Genomic DNA, 18,670 nt, shown 5'->3' on the forward strand with positions numbered 1-18,670 from the left:
CAAATCGGTGTTTTTAGAGAAAAAAAGAAAATACAAAAGAATTTTACTGCAACCGGTTGCAATGACCTTTGCGGGTTGGTAAGATACCATTAAGTCGAATCTACGGCGTGCCCGAAAAGCCAACCAAGCAGCCATGCAACTCAACACCAGCACCACCATCAGCGATATCGCCAAACGCGCTAACGTGTCCAAGAGCACGGTGTCGCGGGTGATCAATGACAAGTCGGTCGTCAACCAACAGACGAGATCGACGGTGTTGCAGGCGATGGCTTCCCTTGGTTACGAACCCAACGTGTTCGCCCGCAGCTTAGCCAGCGGCCGGTCGATGACCGTCGGCGTGGTCACTCAAAAGATCGGCAGCCCGTTCTACGACACGATCATGCAGGGTGTGATCCAAGGATTTTCGGGAACCGGCTATTCGCCGTTGTTCGTCGACGGTCAGTGGGAAGAAGGCACCGAGCTTGAAGTCATCCAGACCGTTTTGGGACGCAAGGTTGACGGCTTGTTGTTGTTGGGCGGCGACGTTTCCATCGGTGACCTAAACAATTTGAAGGCTCGTCTGCCCTTGATCGTGGTCGGAAAGCAAATTGCCGGCTGGAACGATCAATGCGTTTACGTCGACAACGCCGCGGCCGCCTACGATGCAACGAAGCACCTGATTGATTTCGGCCATCGCGACATCGCGATGATCTGCGGCATTAAACATCATCAAGACGCGGTTCGGCGGTACGACGGCTACGTCAAAGCACTGAATGATTCCGGAATCGAACTGGATCCCGAATTGGTGCTCGATGGGAACTTCTCCGCTCAATCAGGCATCCTAGGAGTCAATTCGCTCCTGATGCGTAGCAAACAATTCACTGCGATTTTTTGCGCCAATGACATGGTCGCCTATGGCGCCCGACTGGCATTGCAGCGGCAGGGAATTCGCGTCCCCCATGACGTGTCGATCATCGGCTTCGACGATCAAGCCGAGTCGGCCTACGTCTCACCCCCGCTCACGACAGTTCGACAACCCGGCGCGGAAATGGGTGCGGCAGCCGCCGCAGCGCTGGTGAAGTTGATGCAGGGCGAGTCGTGTCATTTGCCAGTCATGCACGCTGAGTTACAGCAGCGTGAGTCAGTGGCGAGGGTCTTCTGATCTTCGTTGACAGAGGGTGGGTTTTGTAAGGCCCGTATTCTGTCCCCCTACCGTCAGTTTCTTTCTTTCTGTTCTCTCAGTTTAGGTGTTCGTGATGAATCGATCTCAACAATCTCGGACGGGCTTCACGCTCGTCGAACTCCTGGTGGTTATCGCCATCATCGGAGTCCTCGTTGGTCTGCTACTGCCAGCGGTACAAGCCGCTCGCGAAGCAGCTCGTCGCATGAGTTGCAGCAACAACTTCAAGCAAATCGGCCTCGGTATCCATAACTACCACTCGGCCTACAAGCAAATGCCGATCCAGAAAAGCGGCACCGGGCTGTCGATGGGTGCCGGAAACTGGTGGGACGGATCCAACGTCACCAACCAAGGTCAATTGAGCTGGTTGGTCGGCCTGACCCCATTCATCGAGCAGCAAGCACTTTGGGAGCAAATTTCGAACCCGAACGGTTATGAATTGGTCGGTGGCGTTCAGCAGCTTCGCACTCCTCCGTGGCCAGCCATGGGACCCAAGCCAGAGAATACCGCTTACATCCCAGCGATGACCGAAGTGCCTAGCTTCCGATGCCCTTCGGATCCAGGAACCGGACTGCCAGCGATGGGCCGAACTAACTACGGCTGCTGCCTCGGTGACTCGTTCTCGAAGGCTGAAGCCGGTGCACGAAACGCTCAGTTGGTTGTCAACAACGGCGATGCCGAATGGACTCGCGCCGGTCAACGCGGTGCCTTCGTTGTGCATCAAAAGATGGCTTTCCGTGACATCCTTGACGGTCTGTCCAATACCATCATCGCCGGTGAAATGAACACCGACTTGGGTGACCGTGACATCACGACGACAGCCACTTACAACAAGAACGACGCCACAACAGGTGTCAAGGCCGTGCCTTCGGTGTGCCGAACGGACGGTTCCGTCGATCCGCTCCGACCTCGTTTCTGGGGTCCAACAACACCGACCTTCACCGCCGACCGTGGTGCAAACACAGGTCGCGGATATCGTTGGATGTCGGGCGAGCACATCTACACGGCGATGATGACTATCCTGCCGCCTAACACGACACTTTGTTATCAAGGCGATTGGCCCGGACAAGAAGGTATCGTACCACCGAGCAGCCGGCACCAAGGTGGCTGTCACGTCCTGATGGGCGACGGTGCGATCAAGTTTGTTACCGATTCGATCGAAGCTGGTGATCAAAACCGCAAAATGGTCGAGTTCAACAATGTTGCACCCGCGCCAGTTCCTGGTGCCGCAAGCCCCTACGGGCTTTGGGGTTCACTCGGAACTCGTGCTAATAAAGAGGTCATCCAAGAAGAACTCTAATTTTTGATATCCCCCTATGCCCTCCCATGCACTTGACTGCGTGGGGGGGCTTTTTTTGAAAGGCACACCTCTCATGAGATTCTCGGTCAAGTCACTCTTATTGTTTACGATGCTGTTCGGCGCGGTTCTCATGTTCACCGGATGTGGTGGCAGCGATGAGCCAACCGTGATTCAAGGCGACAACACAGCGATTCAAAAAGAGCAAGAAGCACGCCAACAGTCTTACTCTGAAGCAATGAGCAAGGCCGACAAAGCCGGGCCTGGCAACTAGCGTTCCAGAGCTGGCCAAGACTGAGCCTAGATTTTAAGCCTGCTTTCGATTGATTGGCCGACTCGCTCGCGCGAGCCGGCCAATTTCTTGGACATCCGCTCACCGTACGAATGCGAACGGTTCGCTATCACCTTCGACGATCAGAATCGAGTGATCGATGGGTGGTGCCATGAACGACTGGGGCGTTCCGTTGGGCCAAGTCACGGTCAATCGCGAAATCGCACTCTCGCGCCCTAAGCCTATGTGGACGATCGCCTCGTTCTTGCAAAGGAATCCGTCACCTGTGGTGACCCATCCCGACCAACGTTCGTCACCCGCTTGCACTTCTATTTTTGCACCAATGGCATCACGTTCGCTCGATACGCCGACGAGCCGTAGCGACAACCAATGATTGTTCGATGTCGATTGATTGATCCATAGCTGTGCCGGTTCAAGCAAGTCTGTTACCACGAAGTCGGTGTTGCCGTCTTGATTGAAGTCCAAGCGGGCGAGTGCTCGCCCCAGCCTGGGTTTCGACCAAGAATCGGCCGAGTTTGCGGTGGCCAATTCGAATCGTTCACCCAAATTGACGAATAACTGCATCGGTTGACGAAATGCTTGGTTGCCTCGACGTTCCAAGTCTTCGATGTGTCCGTTCGCAACGACAAGATCCGGCCAACCGTCATTCGAAAAATCAATCGCTTGCGTGCCAAACCCGACCATGGGAACGCTGGGTAAGTCCAGATGGTACTTCACGTTCGAGTCGCGAAAGAGGCTTTCGCGATTGAGAAACAAACTGATCGGTTCATTGATGTAGTTCGTAACGTGAAGGTCAATCGATCCGCTACGATCGAGGTCAGCCGACGCAATTCCCATCGCGCCCGTTGCCGAACCGATCGAACCATAGGCGCAACCGCTGGCGACCGCTACATCGGACAGGATGCCATCGTCGGATTGTGCCCAAAGTTGATTGTTTCGAACGTCATTGGCTACATAGACTTCGTTGCCAGAGCGATCCGCTTGCAGGTCGGTCATCACGATCCCTAGTCCAGTGCAAGCGTTTGATGCGTCCGGACCGACCCAATCGGAATGCCAGTGGCCGTCTTCGCTATTGATGTATAGGCGATCTCGCGATGGCTTCACGCTGAGCGGTGCGATCGCGTCGACGACGTCGCCCGATTCGTCCAGTGTCGGCAGCTTTGCGATATTGGGATCACCCAAATAGTTCAGCACGAATAGATCCGGCAGGTGATCGCCCGTGACATCACCCATCGCCAGCGATGTGCTGAGCAGTGTCAGGTCCGCCTCGTCATCCAACATCGCTGCCCGATACGTGCCATCGCCTTGGTTGATCAAGATTTGATTCACACCGATATTCGCGATCGCTAAGTCGGCGAACCCGTCTTGATTCCAGTCGCCCGACGTGACGCCAAGGGTATAGCTGTTTTCCTGCACTCCGGACGCAAATGTGACATCTACCAAGCGTTGAATCCCAGATGTTTCGATGTTGCGGTAGAGCCGATCCGAGCGACGAGCGACAAAGTCATCCGCATCGGCATCCCCTTGCGCAAAGTAGAGATCGGGGCACCCATCCAAATCGATATCTGTGACCGCAACGCCACCACCCATCGATTGATAGATTGCGAAGCCCTTCGCCAATGGTTGTTTCGCGATGTGATAGGCGTGATCCAATCCGATTGCCATGGAGACGTCTTGAAAATCGATTCGATCTTGCGCCTGAGGAGCCGCAAATTGGGTCGTTTTCGGTGACGAATCGCTCGCCAGTTGGGCTATGCGATTCGGAAACGGAGGTAACTTTCCGTCGCCAAGGTTCATCCCACACCAAACTTGGATTGGCTTTGGAAACGATTTTTGAGTAGCGAGCGTCTGGCTGATTTCGGTATTCAGTTCTGCGATTCGTTGTTGCGAATTGCCGGCTTTGGTGGCGTCGACCGATTGCCAAAGCAGCGATTCCAGTTTGCGACCAACGGTATCCAAGTCTTCCGCGATGATCCGAAAGGAATCACTTGCCGGTGCGGTTGACAGGGCAATCGTATTGCTTTGGGTCAAAATACGATTGAGTAACGCGTATCGATCGATCCAGATGTCTGCCTTTTCCTGTTCGTCCAGCGATCTCAGGCCTTGGAACATTCGTCGTGTCGATCGAAGGTCGGTCGGATCCAAACGCACCGCTTCGGCAAGCGCGCGGACAGCACCGGAGTATTCCGCCTCGGCGATCAATTGGGTACCGATCGCGGCCCAATATTCGGGGTACTTTTTAACCGCATCATTCAAGTGGCCATACCACCACGCCATCATGTCGTCGTCCTGGGCCTCGACGGCGGCACGGCCGTAAAAGGCAATCATTGAATCCGGTGCGCTGCCTGATTCAATGATGGGACGCACGAGTTCGGCCGCTTCACGGTATTTCTTCTCGGTAAATAAGTAGCGTGCTTGCCCCATTTCCCCGATCGGCCAATACGGACGATTGCCGCCTGCGGGAGGCGAGCCAGGTGCGTCGTACATGGCATCTGATTCGACAATCAATGCGTGCAGTTCGTCCTGCATGATGTCGCCTGACAGGCACAGTTCGCGAATCAGAATGTTCGCTTCGTGACGGCGTCCTTGGCAATTGAGTTGATGGGCCAGCGTTCGACGGACCAGATTGATCGACGGATCCAATTCCAGAATTTTTCGGTATCGTTGTGCGGCATCATCGTATCGATTGAGCTTAACGCACCACCCAGCCGAAACTCCTAACGCGGGTAATCCGGCTTCGGGATGATCGGGTGGAATCTCACTCAATAGCTCGATCCCCTGATCCAAATCTCCCTGCAACACGACCGTATTGGCCAGATGGAAAAGGACTTCGTAGTCCAGGGGGTTTGCAACCAACAGTGATCGAAAAGCCGCAGCAGCTTTATCAAGATCACCCTGGCCTTGGTCGGCGACCGCTTTGGCCAACAGAGCCTCGCGAGTCAAAGCAGGCTCCGGTGCTTGCGCAACGTCCGCGGCCGGTTCGATCGGCATCTCTCGTTTTGGAAGACTGGAAGTATTGGCGGTGCTTGGTTCCGATTTCGGTTGGCACCCGGCTAAGAAGACGGCCATCGCAAGTGCACACCGAAACCGGCTTGCGAACGATTCCCGAATCCGTTCGTCACTATCGGAGTACCGTCGAAGATATCGTCGAGTTATCATAAAGACCATCGAAACATATGTATTGAAAGTGTAGTGAATTGTAGCCTGAGGGAGCACACGTGCGGTCGGTCATTGATGCTCATTCTGTCCGTTTTACGATCACGCTGTGTTGCGTTAGTTTCGTGATGGGTTGTCGATCCGAAAGCGAAAACATTCCATCAGAAACGGTTTCATCACCTGTGGCGACGGATCATCCACCGGCCCCATCGAAACAACAAAGGCTCGATGCTGCTGGGCGGCATTTGAAATCGGGTGAGTTTGAACGAGCCGACGACGTGATCCGTGCGTTGTTGATCGAAGATCCCGATGACCAGCAGGCCAGCGCATTGATGTTGCGGATATTGTTGCACCGCAACGACGTGGCATCGGCCATCGAACTGCTCGATCGGATGGGATCACAAAATCCTGAACGTCGCGATGATTTCGATGCGCACGCTGCAAGTCTGCTGTTTCAAAGAAAAGACTTTGACGCGGCGATCACTCGGTTGGAACGGTTGCTTGGTCGTTCACCTGATTTCGACGAGGCGCGGCACTTGCTGGCCAAGGTGCTTGATGAACAGGGGGACACATTTTCGTCCAACCAGCAGGCTCGGCAGCTGTTGAATCATACGATGCTCAATCGCGACGAGTTGATTGGGCTGATCTTTCCGACTCGCACACATTTAACAGAACAGGACATCTCCGATTCGGATGCGATGCGGCTCAAGCATCGGCCAAGCGTCCTTAGTGTTGCGTCAACACATCGGATCCTTGGTAACCCAAGAGAAGCACTGGCCAGCCTGGACGCTAGTAGTGATTTCACCTCGCGGCGAAATCCTGCGGGCATCGCGTTATACGGTCGCTCTCTAGCTGATGCCCAAATGATGGATCGACTCGCCCTGTGGGTCGCCGAAGCGCCGGCGGAGTGTGAAAGTTACCCAGATTTCTGGATGGCCTGCGGTGCACTGGCGCGTTTAAACGATCCTGCTGTCGCGACAGAGTGCTTCGTCAAAGCGATCCGAATCGAACCGGGCAGCATCGACGCCCATTACGGGCTGATTCAAGCACTTGAAGAATGCGGTCGGCATGCGCTCGCAGAGAAGTTTCGGACGCGTTCAAATGCTGTCGACAGCCTCGCTCGTGACGTCAAGCGAATCCGAGAATCGACGAAACCGGATCCGCAGGATTTTGTCGATGTCGCCACACAGTTGATGAATGTTGGTCGTCCGCTCGAGGCGATCGCATGGCAGGAGTACGCCATTGCCAACTTTGCACCAAACTCTGAAGAACGTCGTTCGATTCCAACATACAAAACGAAAGTGCTTGAGCGGTTTCCGACCGGTCGCGACGAGGAAACCCTACTCGACGAATTGGCAGAGTCGGAGTGCTCCCAAGCAATCGCGTGGCTGGCCGCGTCGCGCAGCAACCCGGTCAATCCATCGACCATGAACGCGATCGACGACCGCCGCCCAGTTCCGTCGGGAATCGACGACCTTCCTTTTTGCGATCCAGTTTTTGTCGACGTGGCGGATCGAATGAAACTGTCTTTCCAGTATTTCAATGCGGCATCGCCCGTAGACCGGGAGTTTCAGATATTCCAAGCATTCGGAGGCGGCGCTGCTTGTATCGACTTTGATCGAGATGGTGCCGTCGACTTCTACCTGGCGCAGGCAGGCACTACGCCACCGAATGGTATTTCAGCCTTTGCAAACGGTTTGTTTCGCAATCAAGGAAAACACTTCGTCGATGTCATCGAGTCATCCTCTGCTGATGATCGCGCGTACTCGGTTGGCGTATCCGCTGGCGATTGGAATCAGGATGGGTTTGCTGATTTGTTCATTGGCAACCTGGGACGCAATCGATTGCTGATCAATCAGGGCGACGGCACGTTCAGCGATTCCCAGGATCCGGCGATTGGTCAAGAGCAAGCCTATACAAGCAGTGTCGCCATAGCGGACTTGAACGACGACGGCTTGCCCGACATCGTCGAGATCAATTACCTGGACGACCCCCGAATATTTGCTCCAATCGAGCGAGATTTGGAGGGAAAGCCGGTTTCACTGCCAGGTCCCCTGCAGTTCCAGCCTGCGATGGATCGAATGATCCTATCGGTGGGTGATGGTACGATGGACGCGCGCCCGCTTGGCGACCAAGCCAGCGACCAGTTTAGTACTGGCTTGGCATTGATCGTGACCGACATCGACGGCAACCGCGGCAACGAAGTGTTTGTGGCGAACGATCTTCGAGCGAACCAGTTGTGGGTGCGTGATGACAAGACGTCCGAGTGGAACGATGCCGCAGTCGGCGTGGGTGTCGCCTACGGCACTCAAGGAAAACCGATGGCTTGCATGGGAATAGCTGCAGCGGACTTCGACAGAAACGGACAACTCGACCTCCACATCTCGAACTTCGAGAATGAATGGTCGAATCAGTACATGCAAACCAAGTCGGGGACGTTCGTTGATTCCGCTGTGCCTTTTCGACTCGATGCACTATCGCGAAAAATGCTTGGCTTCGGAACGCAGGCAATTGATTTTGACAACAACACGATCTGGGATCTAATCGTCGGAAATGGGCACATCGAAGATTTGACTGATAAAGGAAGCCTGTTTGCTATGCCGACTCAATTGCTTGCCGGCAGTAGCGACGGGTTCGTTGAAACGCATGTCGCAGGCGATGACACATACTGGCAGGGCATGCATTTTTCGCGAGCGATGGCGAAGTGCGACTTCAATCGAGACGGAAAGATCGATCTCCTGGTAACCGATCTAAAGAGCAAGCCGTCGCTGTTGGAGAATCAAACGCCGACTTCACACCATGGGTTACAGTTGGAATTGGTTGGGACTCGATCGGAACGAGACGCTATTGGTGCGATCGTTGTCGTTGAATTTGGATCGACCGAACTTATGCAAACCGTTCAAACAGGCGACGGATACCTCTCAAAGAATGAATCTGCTTTGTTCTTTGGCCTTGGTGATACGAAGTCGATCGATCGTGTACGAGTCCGGTGGCCAAGCGGCATCGAGCAAGTGTTCACCGACCTAGACGTCGATTCACGATGGCAATTGGTGGAAAACGCCCCGACACCTTGGCAACTGAATGTCGGAGTCTCGCCGCGCAAGTAAGTATTGCTCATTCAAATCGTTGCTTCGCGATTTCCATTGAACAGGGTTGCTAGGTCAGCCACTGGGCGTTCTTCATCGCCGAAATTCGCCGTCAATCAAGAGTGGCTGGTCGTTCAGGGCGACTCGGCCGCGTACCGGTTGAATCCCTAGTCCATGCGGACGCCGATGGTCAGCAAAATGTTGGCGTAGCGTTGTTGGTCGGCTGTTTGGATGGTCAGCACGTGGTCGGGGGTGCTGACCGCTTCGTAGAAGGCCCATTTGTCGATCGGTTCCAGTTGGACGTCCAGCTTGGCGTCGCGGATCGTTTGACGATAGTCGTCCCAAACCGGTGGGTCGCCGTCGAGGGCGTAGGGGCCGCTGGTTTCGGTCTGCATCGTTTGAATCGCTTCGATGGGAATCGCCGACAACAGTGCTTCCAAAACTTGGTTGCACGTCGGCACCCCGGGCATCAGGTTCAAACTGATCAATTCGGCACGCGGGCCTCGCTTGCTGGCGGCCGGATAGTTGCCGTCCGCGATCAGCACGCTGCTGTGGTGACCGGCCGAAGCGAGGACGGATGTGATTTGCGGATGGATCAACTTATGGCGTAGCATGCGTCTGGCACTCGGAGAATGATCTGGTTTTGGCTAGGATATTGTCGGCGGGTGCCCGATCGGGGACCCGTCAAGCGATCGCGATTGTATCCAAAAACCCAGTGACGGAGTGGCTCGGTGCCCGAAAGCCTTTTAGCACGCCGTTTGAAATTGGGCACCTATCTAGGGATCGGGCTTTACGTCCACTGGTCGTTTTCGCTGGCGATTCTATTCGTCACCTTGCGATTTCTGCCGCTCGGCGGCGCAGCCGTTGCGTTTGGTATCGCACAACTTTTTGGTGTGTTTTTCTGTGTCACGCTGCACGAGTACGGGCACGCGATGGCCGCTCGTTGTTTCGGCATCGGGACCGCCGATATCACGCTATTGCCGATCGGCGGCGTCGCAAGACTGCGCCGGATGCCTCGCATCCCGTGGCAAGAATTGATCGTTGCCGTTGCCGGACCGGCAGTCAACGTCGTGATCGGAATTGCCTTAGTCACCGGCTTGGCATTGATCGTAGACTCCGCGACGGCGTCGATGTTGAAAACATTCTTCGCCGCGATGTTCACCGGCGGTGAGGTCAGTGACACGATCAGCGACAGCGTGGAGCAGATGTTGGCCGAACCGTCATGGCTAGGGTTCGTGCTGATGATGATTGGCGTCAATATCATGTTGGTTCTGTTCAATATGATTCCGGCATTTCCGATGGACGGCGGGCGTGTTTTCCGCAGTCTGTTGGCGATGGTGATGGACTATTCGACGGCGACATCCATCGCGTCGAAGGTCGGTCTGGGGTGCGCAGCATTGATGGCGTTGTTCGCAATGTCAGCGGATCCACCGCATTGGATCTTGGTGTTGATTTCGATGTTCATCGGCTATGCGGGGATCGCCGAAGCGAGGCAAGTCAAGCTAATGGAAAAGGTCCGCGGGTTTCGGGTCGGCGACGTGATGATCGAAACCGAACGCGTACTTCCGATGGACACACCGCTTAGCGAGATTGCTCGTCAGTGGCGGCTGACCGGTCTAGCATCGCTTCCCATTTCATCCTACGTCGGCACGGTAGTCGGAACCTTGCGACTAGAAGACGTCACCAACGCAATCCGCGACGGCAAGGATCCGACCACGACGGCGGGTCAATTGGTCGATTACAGCCAATCCGTCGAACTGTTGCGCGCCGACGACGATTTGTCGGAAGCCCTTGCGAAGTCGGGAAAGTCCGCTCGCCAGATTCCGGTCGTCAACGGGACCGGACATCTTGTCGGCGTATTGGATCTGGACACGATGCTGGCCCGTCGAGGACTCGCACAACCGGGCGAAGCTGCCCACGACGTTGCGATTCGACAGCTCGATGTGTTGAGTTGATGTGATAGGTTGGTCAGGAAACGATCAAAGAGTGCCTTCTTCCCACTGGCCGCAATTTGCATCACCGACCGAGCGTTCGATCTGGATGGTGATATGATCGATTTTGAATCGCTCGTGCAGCGTTTTACTGATTTCGTTTAGCAACACATCATCGTTGGTATGTCCGGGACGAACCAGATGCGCCGTCAGCGCGTTCTCGGTCGTACTCATGGCCCAGATGTGCAGATCGTGAACAGCCGTCACACCCGCCAGTTCGCCAAGGTAGGTCTGCACTTGTTCGATATCGATGTGGGCCGGTACAGCTTGCATCGCAAGCTGAAACGATTCTCGCATCAGCTTCCACGTCGCGAAGAAGATCACCGCTGCGATCGCCAAGCTGGCCACCGGATCGATCACGCGCCAGTCCGTCCAAAGGATGATCGCGCCGGCAATCGCGACGCCCAGCGACAACAGCGCGTCGGCAGCCATATGCAGATACGCGCCACGCAAATTCAAATCGTGTTCACTGCCGCGGATGAACAGCAGCGCCGTTGCTGTGTTGATCACCACGCCGATCATCGCGACCACGATGACGATCGGCCCGGGCACGGCGGGCGGGTCGGAGAGTCGTCCGATCGCTTCCCAAACGATGCCACCGACTGCGACCATCAACAGCAAGCTATTGAAGAGTGCCGCCAGGATCGTCGATCCGCGCCATCCGTAGGTGCGTTTACCGCTGGGTGGCAATTTTGCCAACGCATACCCAGCCCATGCCATCAACAAACCAAGCACGTCGCTTAAGTTGTGACCGGCGTCCGCCATCAAGGCCAGCGAATCGCTCCACCAACCAATCGCTGCCTCGATGACCACGAAGACGACGTTCAGCGTCACACCGAACGCAAACGCCCGCCCGAAATCTTTTTCGGTCGCATGGTGATGGGCACACTGGTGCATGATTCATTACGAAACGGATCGAGGCGTGACGGCTGCGGAACTACTGAATGTTAAGCCGTCCGTCGGGTCCCGACGAGGATCGTAGGCTGGAAGGGATCGCCATCGCTTCGACGGAAGTCTCCGGCGAGGGGCGTACCACCCAGTCTCGCGATGATGCTTCACCAACGGTTGTCAGTTCGAACACCAACATACCGACGCCCCACGCCACGACAATCCAAGCGACGGCCGCGATCTGACGACTCCAAAGATCGGAGGCTTCGGATCGGGATTGGGGATTCGTTTCGAGAGGATAACTCGACGACATCAATCGACTCCAGTTGAACGTTCGGAAAGCACGAGCCATCGGGCGCGTAGCGATTCCATCGGTCGACGGGGCCGGCGAAGATAACCGGCAAACGCCGAGGGTAACGACCGTGCCGTAAAACCCGGGGGCACTTTCCCTAGGATCGTCAAGGTTTACCAACTAGCGACGCGGAAGGATCGGTTCGTTCGCGCCGCTGAGGGCTCCCAAATAGGTTCGGGCGATTCGGAAGATCAAGAATACGAAGAACAGAATGATCGCCACCCGGATGATCAGCGTCGCTGCACCGGCAAGGAAACGGATCGCCGACTTGGCCCGTTCGTCGTATTCCTTCGCCAGATAATCCATCGATTCCGCGTCGGTGCCGCTATGCTCGGAGATCTCGACACGCGAGATAAAGTCGCTGGGGAACAGATTGGTCGCTTCGAGCGCACCGGCAAGAGTCGAACCGCCGCGAATGGCTGCTTCGGCATCGTCGGCGGCGGCGCGGTAGTAGTCGCTGTCGGTGCTGTCGAGCGCCAACCGTATAGCCAAGATCGGGTCCAGTCCCGCATCGAGCGACAACGCCATCGTCCAACAAAATCGCGAGATCGTGATCGTTTGAATGGACGGCCCCAGCTTGGGAATCAGGTACAGCAGCGGCGCCAAATTTTGAACGCCACCGACGTTGCGAAAGAACGCCCACACCATGATGCCGAGCCCGCCGAAAAAGATCGACAAGTACAACCAAAACCACAAAACGCCGGAACCGCCACGGAGGCCGAACCCCAAGATATCGGTCATCTGACCACCGCCGGCCGGCGTTAGGATGCCCATCAGGTAGATCAAAAGCGAAATCACACCGATGCCACCGATCAATTGAATGACCGGCATGGTGATCGACGAAATGAACATTCGCCGCGTTTCGATTTGATGCTGGAAATGTTGGCTGAGCGAAAGTAGCGTTCGTTCGAGTCGTCCAGTTGCCTCGCCGACTTTCGTCATCGCCGTCATCAAACGCGGGAAATACGCCGAGTTTTCCGACATCACCGTGCTCAGGTGTTCGCCCCGTTTTGCGCCCTCGGCCAGCAATCGCATCGCCTGGCGCTCATTTTCAGATCCGTGGGTGGATTCGCTTTCGAGCAGTCGGACCAAATCGGCGCCGGCTTGCAAACCCGTTCCGAATCGGTGGCAAAATCTTGTCGCCGTCGAAAGTTTCATCCGTTTGGAAAACACGCCTGGGTCGCCTCGGGGCTAGTCGTCAAAGTCGCCCACGATCGTCACAACAATCCGGGTCGGGAAACCCATTGTGATCACACCGACGGTATCGGCGAAAGCCACTTAGGCAAAGTTTCACGCCGCCGTCTTGCCGATGTCCACAGGCTCGACCGCTTCGGCACGACTTACCGAGTCGGCAAAGTCCCGAAGCGTTTCTTCGACCTGGGCCAGTTGTTCGGCGGCGGTGTTCGACAGATTGACGAATAGGATGCGCGTTCTTCCGACTTGACACCAACCCGCTTGTTCGTCGTCCAGAACTTCCATTCGGACCTGAAACCCGGCTGATTTCGCTTGACGGATGCGGCGGCGCAGCCTTGCGACGACGGTGTCATCTTGGTTCATCTTGAATCGCAAAATTTCGAGTAATTTCGTCGCCGTTGACTTGGCAATCTGTGCGGGAAGACCACCAATCGGTGTAGCAGGTCGCCGGGGATCGACGATAGGTCAATCAAGCGGCGTTCGCGTTTTCTTTTCTCTGATGGTCATTCCAGTCGATATGTCATTGCATCCCACCTCGACCGAAACGTCCGACGCCTCGCAAACCCAAACCTCGCAAAACCAGATCCAACATCTCAAGTGCGAGATGCGACGGTTGCAATCGATGGCGGCGCTGGGTGAATTGACGGGAACGGCGACCCATGAGTTCAACAACGTGTTGATGACGATCATCAACTACGCCAAGTTGGGTATCCGTAATCGTGACGATGCCAGTCGTGATAAGGCGTTGACGAAAATTTTGGAAGCATCCGAGCGAGCGGCGAAAATCACCAACACCATTTTGGCGCAAGCAAAGAATCGCAGCGAATCGTTCGAGCCGACCAACTTGGTCGAGATCATTGAAAGCTCGATGATCTTGCTGGAACGCGAAATGCGGAACTACCGCGTCGCAATCGAAACGGAATTAGATCCGTCAACGCCGCAGGTCACCGCCAGCGGCAACCAGATCGGCCGCGTGCTTTTGAATCTGTTGATCAACGCACGTCAAGCGATGCCCGACGGTGGCACACTGATGATTCGGTTGGCCCCCAGTCAAGAAAGCGGTTGGGTCGAACTAACCGTCCGCGATTCGGGCTGTGGCATCCCGCAAGAATCGCTGCCAAAGATTTTCGATTCGTTCTACAGCACCAAATCGGGTCCCGACGAATCGGGCAAGGGTGGCACCGGATTGGGCTTGGCCGCGTGCAAAGAAATCATCGATGCGCACCAAGGCCGCATCCGAGTCGAAAGCTCGGTCGGTGTGGGTACCGCATTCATCATCCGATTACCCGTCGCCGGAAAAGCTCAAGCAGCGGCGTGAATGTCGACGCCCGGCGACGAGGTATAGATGTCGCAGTTCAGGGTAAGCCCAGCGAGCCTAGTCATTCGATCAGCTTGGGAAGTTGGCGAACGACGTAACGCGGCAACATCATCAGCGCGCGGTTTGACTGGACGTCGATCGCGACGCGATAGTGATCTCGCGTCGCCCCGGCCATGATTCGGTTCACTTTCTCGACGAAAACGCCGACGTTATCGCCAAGCGGCGGGCTGGCCGCGATCACGGACAATCGGTCGTAGGTAACATCGCTGCCGACCCACCAGTGCGACGCGTCGACTTGGCGGACTCGCAAACCCAGCGGTGAAAAGGTCTGCTCAAGCATGCTCGCTAAGCCGTGACGGGCGTCGGGAAGCAACAACCGCTCTGGCGTCGCGCCCCGTCGATTGGCGTCGTACCAATTGACCAAGCATGCGGTGTCGTTTGTACGCGCGACACGTTTCAAGAATCCTGCCATCGCGATCGGGACGTCGATTTGTGCGCCTGGATTGCCTTGCGATACCACCGACCAATCGGCATCTTGTTCGACGGACCAATGGGCCCAACGACGAAGGCGATCGTCGGCCACTTTGGGCGGGATGCCTCGCATTCGACGAAGTATTTCCGATGCGATCGCGGCCAACTGCTCGTCTTGACGCGGATCACGAATGGGCGGAGGTTTAACCTCCGCCAACTCGCCCAATTCATCGAATTGACGTTGCGGGGCAACCGGCGGTTCGGCCGGTCGAAGGAAGTCGTCCAGTACCGAACGAGCCGATTCGACGTGATCACCGAAATCGTCCAAGCCTTTGATCTGTGCAACCGCCGCAGCGAAAGGATCATCGGCGATGGTTAGCGTTAAAAGTGTTTCCTCGGTCCGCACTTCGGCGCCGATACTGATCGCAACTTGCGTGAGTACGTCGACCGCGGCCGTCATCGACTTGGGCAACTCGACGCGGCGGTCGACATCGGCCCCGGCGATGTCAAACGAAACCCAATCCACTTGAATCGGTACGCCCGTGATCTGGCTGATCATCAACACCAAGTCGGTCAACGGATAATCTTTGTTGCGAAACGCCATCTTGATGGCCATGTCTGATTTGACATTCACGGCGCGTGCTTCGGTTTGATCCAGCGGGTCGATGTCTTCTTCGGCCGCCCCATCGATCGCGACTTCATCCATCGTTGGTGGCGCCTGCAGTGTTGGCACTTCGGCGTTGGCGTCTTGCAGCAAAAACGGCGTGTACTTTGCCAAACCCGGTGGAAGCTTCGCCAACTTACTCGCATCCGGATCAATCGCGGACGATGCCCCGCCATCACGCGTCGCCGGCGCGCTGTCAGTGTTCATTGCCAACGGAGACTTTGGCATCAGATCAACAGGAATGATCGGTGCAGCAGGCTCAGCTACTGCAGGCTCAGGTGCAACGACATGTCCATCATCTTCGGCCGGTTTTGGTGTCACGGACTCCATCGTGGTATCGGCCGCAGCATCCTCGGGTACTGCGTCGCTGGACTCGGGCAAGTCGCTAGCGACCGGTTCCTGGTCCGATGGTGGATCAGTTGTCACGTCGGTCGCAGGTTCGGGCGCGGAGGCAACCGGATCCGATGGGTCGGCCGCGACTGTGTCGGGTTGACGATACGAACGAACGAACCAACCGAATCCCAACGCGGCGACGATCAACGTAAAGATCGAAACGGTAGCGACTAACGCGATTTGACGACGGCGTCTTGTCGCGTCGCTTTGCCAATCCATCTGCGCCGGATTCTCCAGTCGGTCATCCTCGGCCGGCAGAAACTCTTCACCCGCGAATCCGCGTTCGACCGGCGGACGATCCGGCGCGGATGGATCACCCGCGAACTCATCGGGCAATCCGTCGGCGGTGATCGCTTCGCTATCCACGGACGACGAACCGGCTCGCAATTGCTCTAGCGGCCCGTCGATTTGGACCATCGAGTGACATTTCGGACAGGCCGCGATCGTTCCGACCACCGATGGATCGGTCACGCGCAGACGGCTGCCACAGGTTTGGCACTGGACGGCGAAGGGTTGAAAAGACAAGGACAACTTTCGTTGACGGTTTGGCTGCGAAAAGGGACTCGACACCGAAATCGGGACTGTCGGTTATCCATCATGAACATTATCCACCGCAATTCCAACTCTTGCACGCGGGGGGACACCGGCAAGTCTTGCATTGAGGGGCACTTGCAAGACATAATGTCTGGCGTGGGTCGGCAATCAGCGATCCCTTCCAATCGCGTTCACCAGGTGCAAACGAATTTTTTGATGGCACGCAAGGCACAAGACGTCACCGACGCCGAATTGGCGATTCTCGAACAATTGTGGGCGGAAGGACCCTTAAGCGTCAAAGTGCTCTCGTCGACGCTTTATGGCGAAGCGACCACATCGACGACGGCGACGGTGCAAAAGTTATTGGGGCGACTGGAATCGAAGGGCTGCGTCAGCCGCGATCCCACCGTCTGGCCCCGATTGTTCGAGGCTGCGATCGATCGAACCGACCTGATCAGCCGACGATTGCAGAATACGGCCGATGAATTGTGCGAGGGCTCCTTCGGTCCTCTGTTGACGCATTTAGTCAAAAGCGCACTGCTATCGCGAGCCGACCGTTCGAAGTTGCAGTCGATGCTGGACGAATTGCGGGGCGAAGGATCGCCTGGATCCGATTCGACCAATAAGAAGAAATAAGATGCTTGGATCATTCGGAATCGTCGGATCGATGTTGGCGGAAACGGGATCCGGCCAATCGACCGTGACCCATTGGTTGATCGGCAATACGGTCATCGCCCTCTCGATCGCGTTGGTCGCCATCTTGTTCGATCGTTACGCCCGGCGACCTGCGTTGTCACACGTGTTGTGGGTTTTGGTGTTGATCAAGTTGATCTCGCCTCCGATCGCCGCGATCCCGATCGGGCTTGATGCATCGTTGCTGTCGCCCGCGATCATCGCATCGGCGTCCGCTCATTCGATCGCCGACGTGTCGGATCAGAATCAGTTGGGAAGTATCAGCCGATCTTTGGGCGCTGCCGAATCGCCGGACGATCTCACGGGCCAGCGGTCGACCATGCCGTTGGGAGTGTTGCTGGCGATCGTTTGGGCCGTTGGCTGCTTGGTGATGATGGTCTGGATTTTGAACGCGTGTCGTCGCGTCCATCGCTTGATCGAACACCGAGGGCGGTTCGATGTCACCGCGACGCGAATGCTTGCGACTCTATCACCGGGTAATGAAAGTGCGTTGCCATCGGTTTGGTTGGTGGACGCGGTGGTTTCGCCGATGCTGGTTTCTCCTTTGTTTCGACGCTTCGGTGGCGAAGTTCGGATCGTTTTTCCGAAAGGTTTGTGGGCCCGCTTGGATGACGCGGCGCGGTCGTCCCTTTTGCGACATGAATTGGAACACTGGCGCCGGCAAGACTGGGTGGTTCGATTTATCGAAGTGACGACGTTCACGGCGCTCTGGTGGCACCCGCTGGTTTGGATCGCCAAGTTGCAAATCGAAGACTGCGAGGAACGTTGCTGTGACATGGCAGCATCGACTCGATCGGACCAGTCGCCTCGCATTTACGCCGAAGCCATCCTGCGGACGCTCGACTTTTTGTGCGAACCGGTCGAGAAACATCACTGTGAAGTCGAACCGCGACCGATCGCCAGCGGTGTAGGTCATTTGCCCAAGTTGCAACATCGATTGCGACAAATTTTGAAACCGACCGCGACCGGACACATCGGTCGACTCGGATTCGCCGTCATCGCGTTGTTGATGGCGACGATGCCGATCTATCCCGTGGTCGTGGTCAAACGCCCGACCGGAGTCAACGAAACACCCGTTGCCCAATCCGACGACGCCGAGACCGTGCTGCGAGTCGGATCGAAAGTCGATCCCGAACCGGTACGTCGACCCACGGAATCCGCCGGCGCGAAATAGCGGCGTTT

General features: G+C 56.2%; 15 protein-coding genes. 8 read left to right on the forward strand and 7 right to left on the reverse strand.

What is annotated here, in order from left to right; genetic code table 11:
* Nucleotides 1-133 precede the first annotated feature (133 nt).
* The 3 genes from Poly51_RS13265 to Poly51_RS13275 all read left to right on the forward strand — a co-directional run bounded on the left by Poly51_RS13265 (nt 134) and on the right by Poly51_RS13275 (nt 2,730).
* Nucleotides 134-1,141 (forward strand): LacI family DNA-binding transcriptional regulator, encoded by a 1,008-nt coding sequence (locus Poly51_RS13265; RefSeq protein WP_146458212.1) that lies wholly within the window; start codon nt 134-136, stop codon nt 1,139-1,141.
* Between the two features lie 94 nt (nt 1,142-1,235).
* Complete coding sequence (locus Poly51_RS13270; protein ID WP_146458214.1) at nt 1,236-2,459, forward strand: DUF1559 domain-containing protein; 1,224 nt, start codon at nt 1,236-1,238, stop codon at nt 2,457-2,459.
* Between the two features lie 73 nt (nt 2,460-2,532).
* Entirely contained in the window at nt 2,533-2,730 is a 198-nt protein-coding gene (locus Poly51_RS13275) for a hypothetical protein (protein ID WP_146458216.1), read from the forward strand.
* A 99-nt stretch (nt 2,731-2,829) separates the two neighbouring features.
* Here Poly51_RS13275 and Poly51_RS13280 read toward each other — a convergent pair whose 3' ends face one another.
* Nucleotides 2,830-5,817 (reverse strand): FG-GAP-like repeat-containing protein, encoded by a 2,988-nt coding sequence (locus Poly51_RS13280; protein ID WP_222435848.1) that lies wholly within the window; start codon nt 5,815-5,817, stop codon nt 2,830-2,832.
* Between the two features lie 215 nt (nt 5,818-6,032).
* Between Poly51_RS13280 and Poly51_RS13285 the strand changes: the two genes are divergently transcribed.
* The gene (locus Poly51_RS13285; protein ID WP_146458220.1) at nt 6,033-9,011 is read left to right on the forward strand and encodes an FG-GAP-like repeat-containing protein; all 2,979 of its coding nucleotides are present in this window, start codon (nt 6,033-6,035) and stop codon (nt 9,009-9,011) included.
* 146 nt (nt 9,012-9,157) lie between these two features.
* On the opposite strand, the gene Poly51_RS13290 is transcribed toward Poly51_RS13285, so the two are convergent.
* Nucleotides 9,158-9,604 carry an RbsD/FucU family protein gene (locus tag Poly51_RS13290; RefSeq protein WP_146458222.1) on the reverse strand — a complete coding sequence of 149 codons (447 nt, stop codon included), beginning with the start codon at nt 9,602-9,604 and terminating at the stop codon, nt 9,158-9,160.
* 117 nt (nt 9,605-9,721) lie between these two features.
* Here Poly51_RS13290 and Poly51_RS13295 point away from each other — a divergent pair, with 117 nt between their 5' ends.
* Nucleotides 9,722-10,945 (forward strand): site-2 protease family protein, encoded by a 1,224-nt coding sequence (locus tag Poly51_RS13295; protein WP_146458224.1) that lies wholly within the window; start codon nt 9,722-9,724, stop codon nt 10,943-10,945.
* 24 nt (nt 10,946-10,969) lie between these two features.
* On the opposite strand, the gene Poly51_RS13300 is transcribed toward Poly51_RS13295, so the two are convergent.
* The 4 genes from Poly51_RS13300 to Poly51_RS13315 all read right to left on the reverse strand — a co-directional run bounded on the left by Poly51_RS13300 (nt 10,970) and on the right by Poly51_RS13315 (nt 13,778).
* On the reverse strand, nt 10,970-11,878 hold the full coding sequence (locus Poly51_RS13300) for a cation diffusion facilitator family transporter (protein ID WP_146458226.1): 909 nt from the start codon (nt 11,876-11,878) through the stop codon (nt 10,970-10,972).
* Nucleotides 11,879-11,918: 40 nt separating this feature from the next.
* Nucleotides 11,919-12,182: a hypothetical protein gene (locus Poly51_RS13305; RefSeq protein ID WP_146458228.1), complete on the reverse strand. Its 264-nt coding sequence runs from the start codon at nt 12,180-12,182 to the stop codon at nt 11,919-11,921.
* Between the two features lie 159 nt (nt 12,183-12,341).
* A complete protein-coding gene (locus Poly51_RS13310; RefSeq protein ID WP_146458230.1) occupies nt 12,342-13,379 on the reverse strand; it encodes a type II secretion system F family protein in 1,038 nt (345 codons plus the stop codon).
* Nucleotides 13,380-13,511: 132 nt separating this feature from the next.
* Entirely contained in the window at nt 13,512-13,778 is a 267-nt protein-coding gene (locus tag Poly51_RS13315) for a hypothetical protein (RefSeq protein WP_146458231.1), read from the reverse strand.
* Between the two features lie 136 nt (nt 13,779-13,914).
* Between Poly51_RS13315 and Poly51_RS13320 the strand changes: the two genes are divergently transcribed.
* Nucleotides 13,915-14,733: a sensor histidine kinase gene (locus Poly51_RS13320; protein ID WP_390621783.1), complete on the forward strand. Its 819-nt coding sequence runs from the start codon at nt 13,915-13,917 to the stop codon at nt 14,731-14,733.
* A gap of 61 nt (nt 14,734-14,794) precedes the next feature.
* On the opposite strand, the gene Poly51_RS13325 is transcribed toward Poly51_RS13320, so the two are convergent.
* Complete coding sequence (locus Poly51_RS13325) at nt 14,795-16,786, reverse strand: zinc ribbon domain-containing protein (protein WP_146458233.1); 1,992 nt, start codon at nt 16,784-16,786, stop codon at nt 14,795-14,797.
* Between the two features lie 225 nt (nt 16,787-17,011).
* Here Poly51_RS13325 and Poly51_RS13330 point away from each other — a divergent pair, with 225 nt between their 5' ends.
* Together Poly51_RS13330 and Poly51_RS13335 are read left to right on the forward strand one after the other, a co-directional pair.
* Complete coding sequence (locus tag Poly51_RS13330) at nt 17,012-17,431, forward strand: BlaI/MecI/CopY family transcriptional regulator (RefSeq protein WP_146458235.1); 420 nt, start codon at nt 17,012-17,014, stop codon at nt 17,429-17,431.
* A 1-nt stretch (nt 17,432) separates the two neighbouring features.
* On the forward strand, nt 17,433-18,662 hold the full coding sequence (locus Poly51_RS13335; RefSeq protein WP_146458237.1) for a M56 family metallopeptidase: 1,230 nt from the start codon (nt 17,433-17,435) through the stop codon (nt 18,660-18,662).
* The last annotated feature ends 8 nt before the right edge of the window (nt 18,663-18,670 follow it).

It is taken from the genome of Rubripirellula tenax (genome assembly GCF_007860125.1).
GTDB lineage: Bacteria > Planctomycetota > Planctomycetia > Pirellulales > Pirellulaceae > Rubripirellula > Rubripirellula tenax.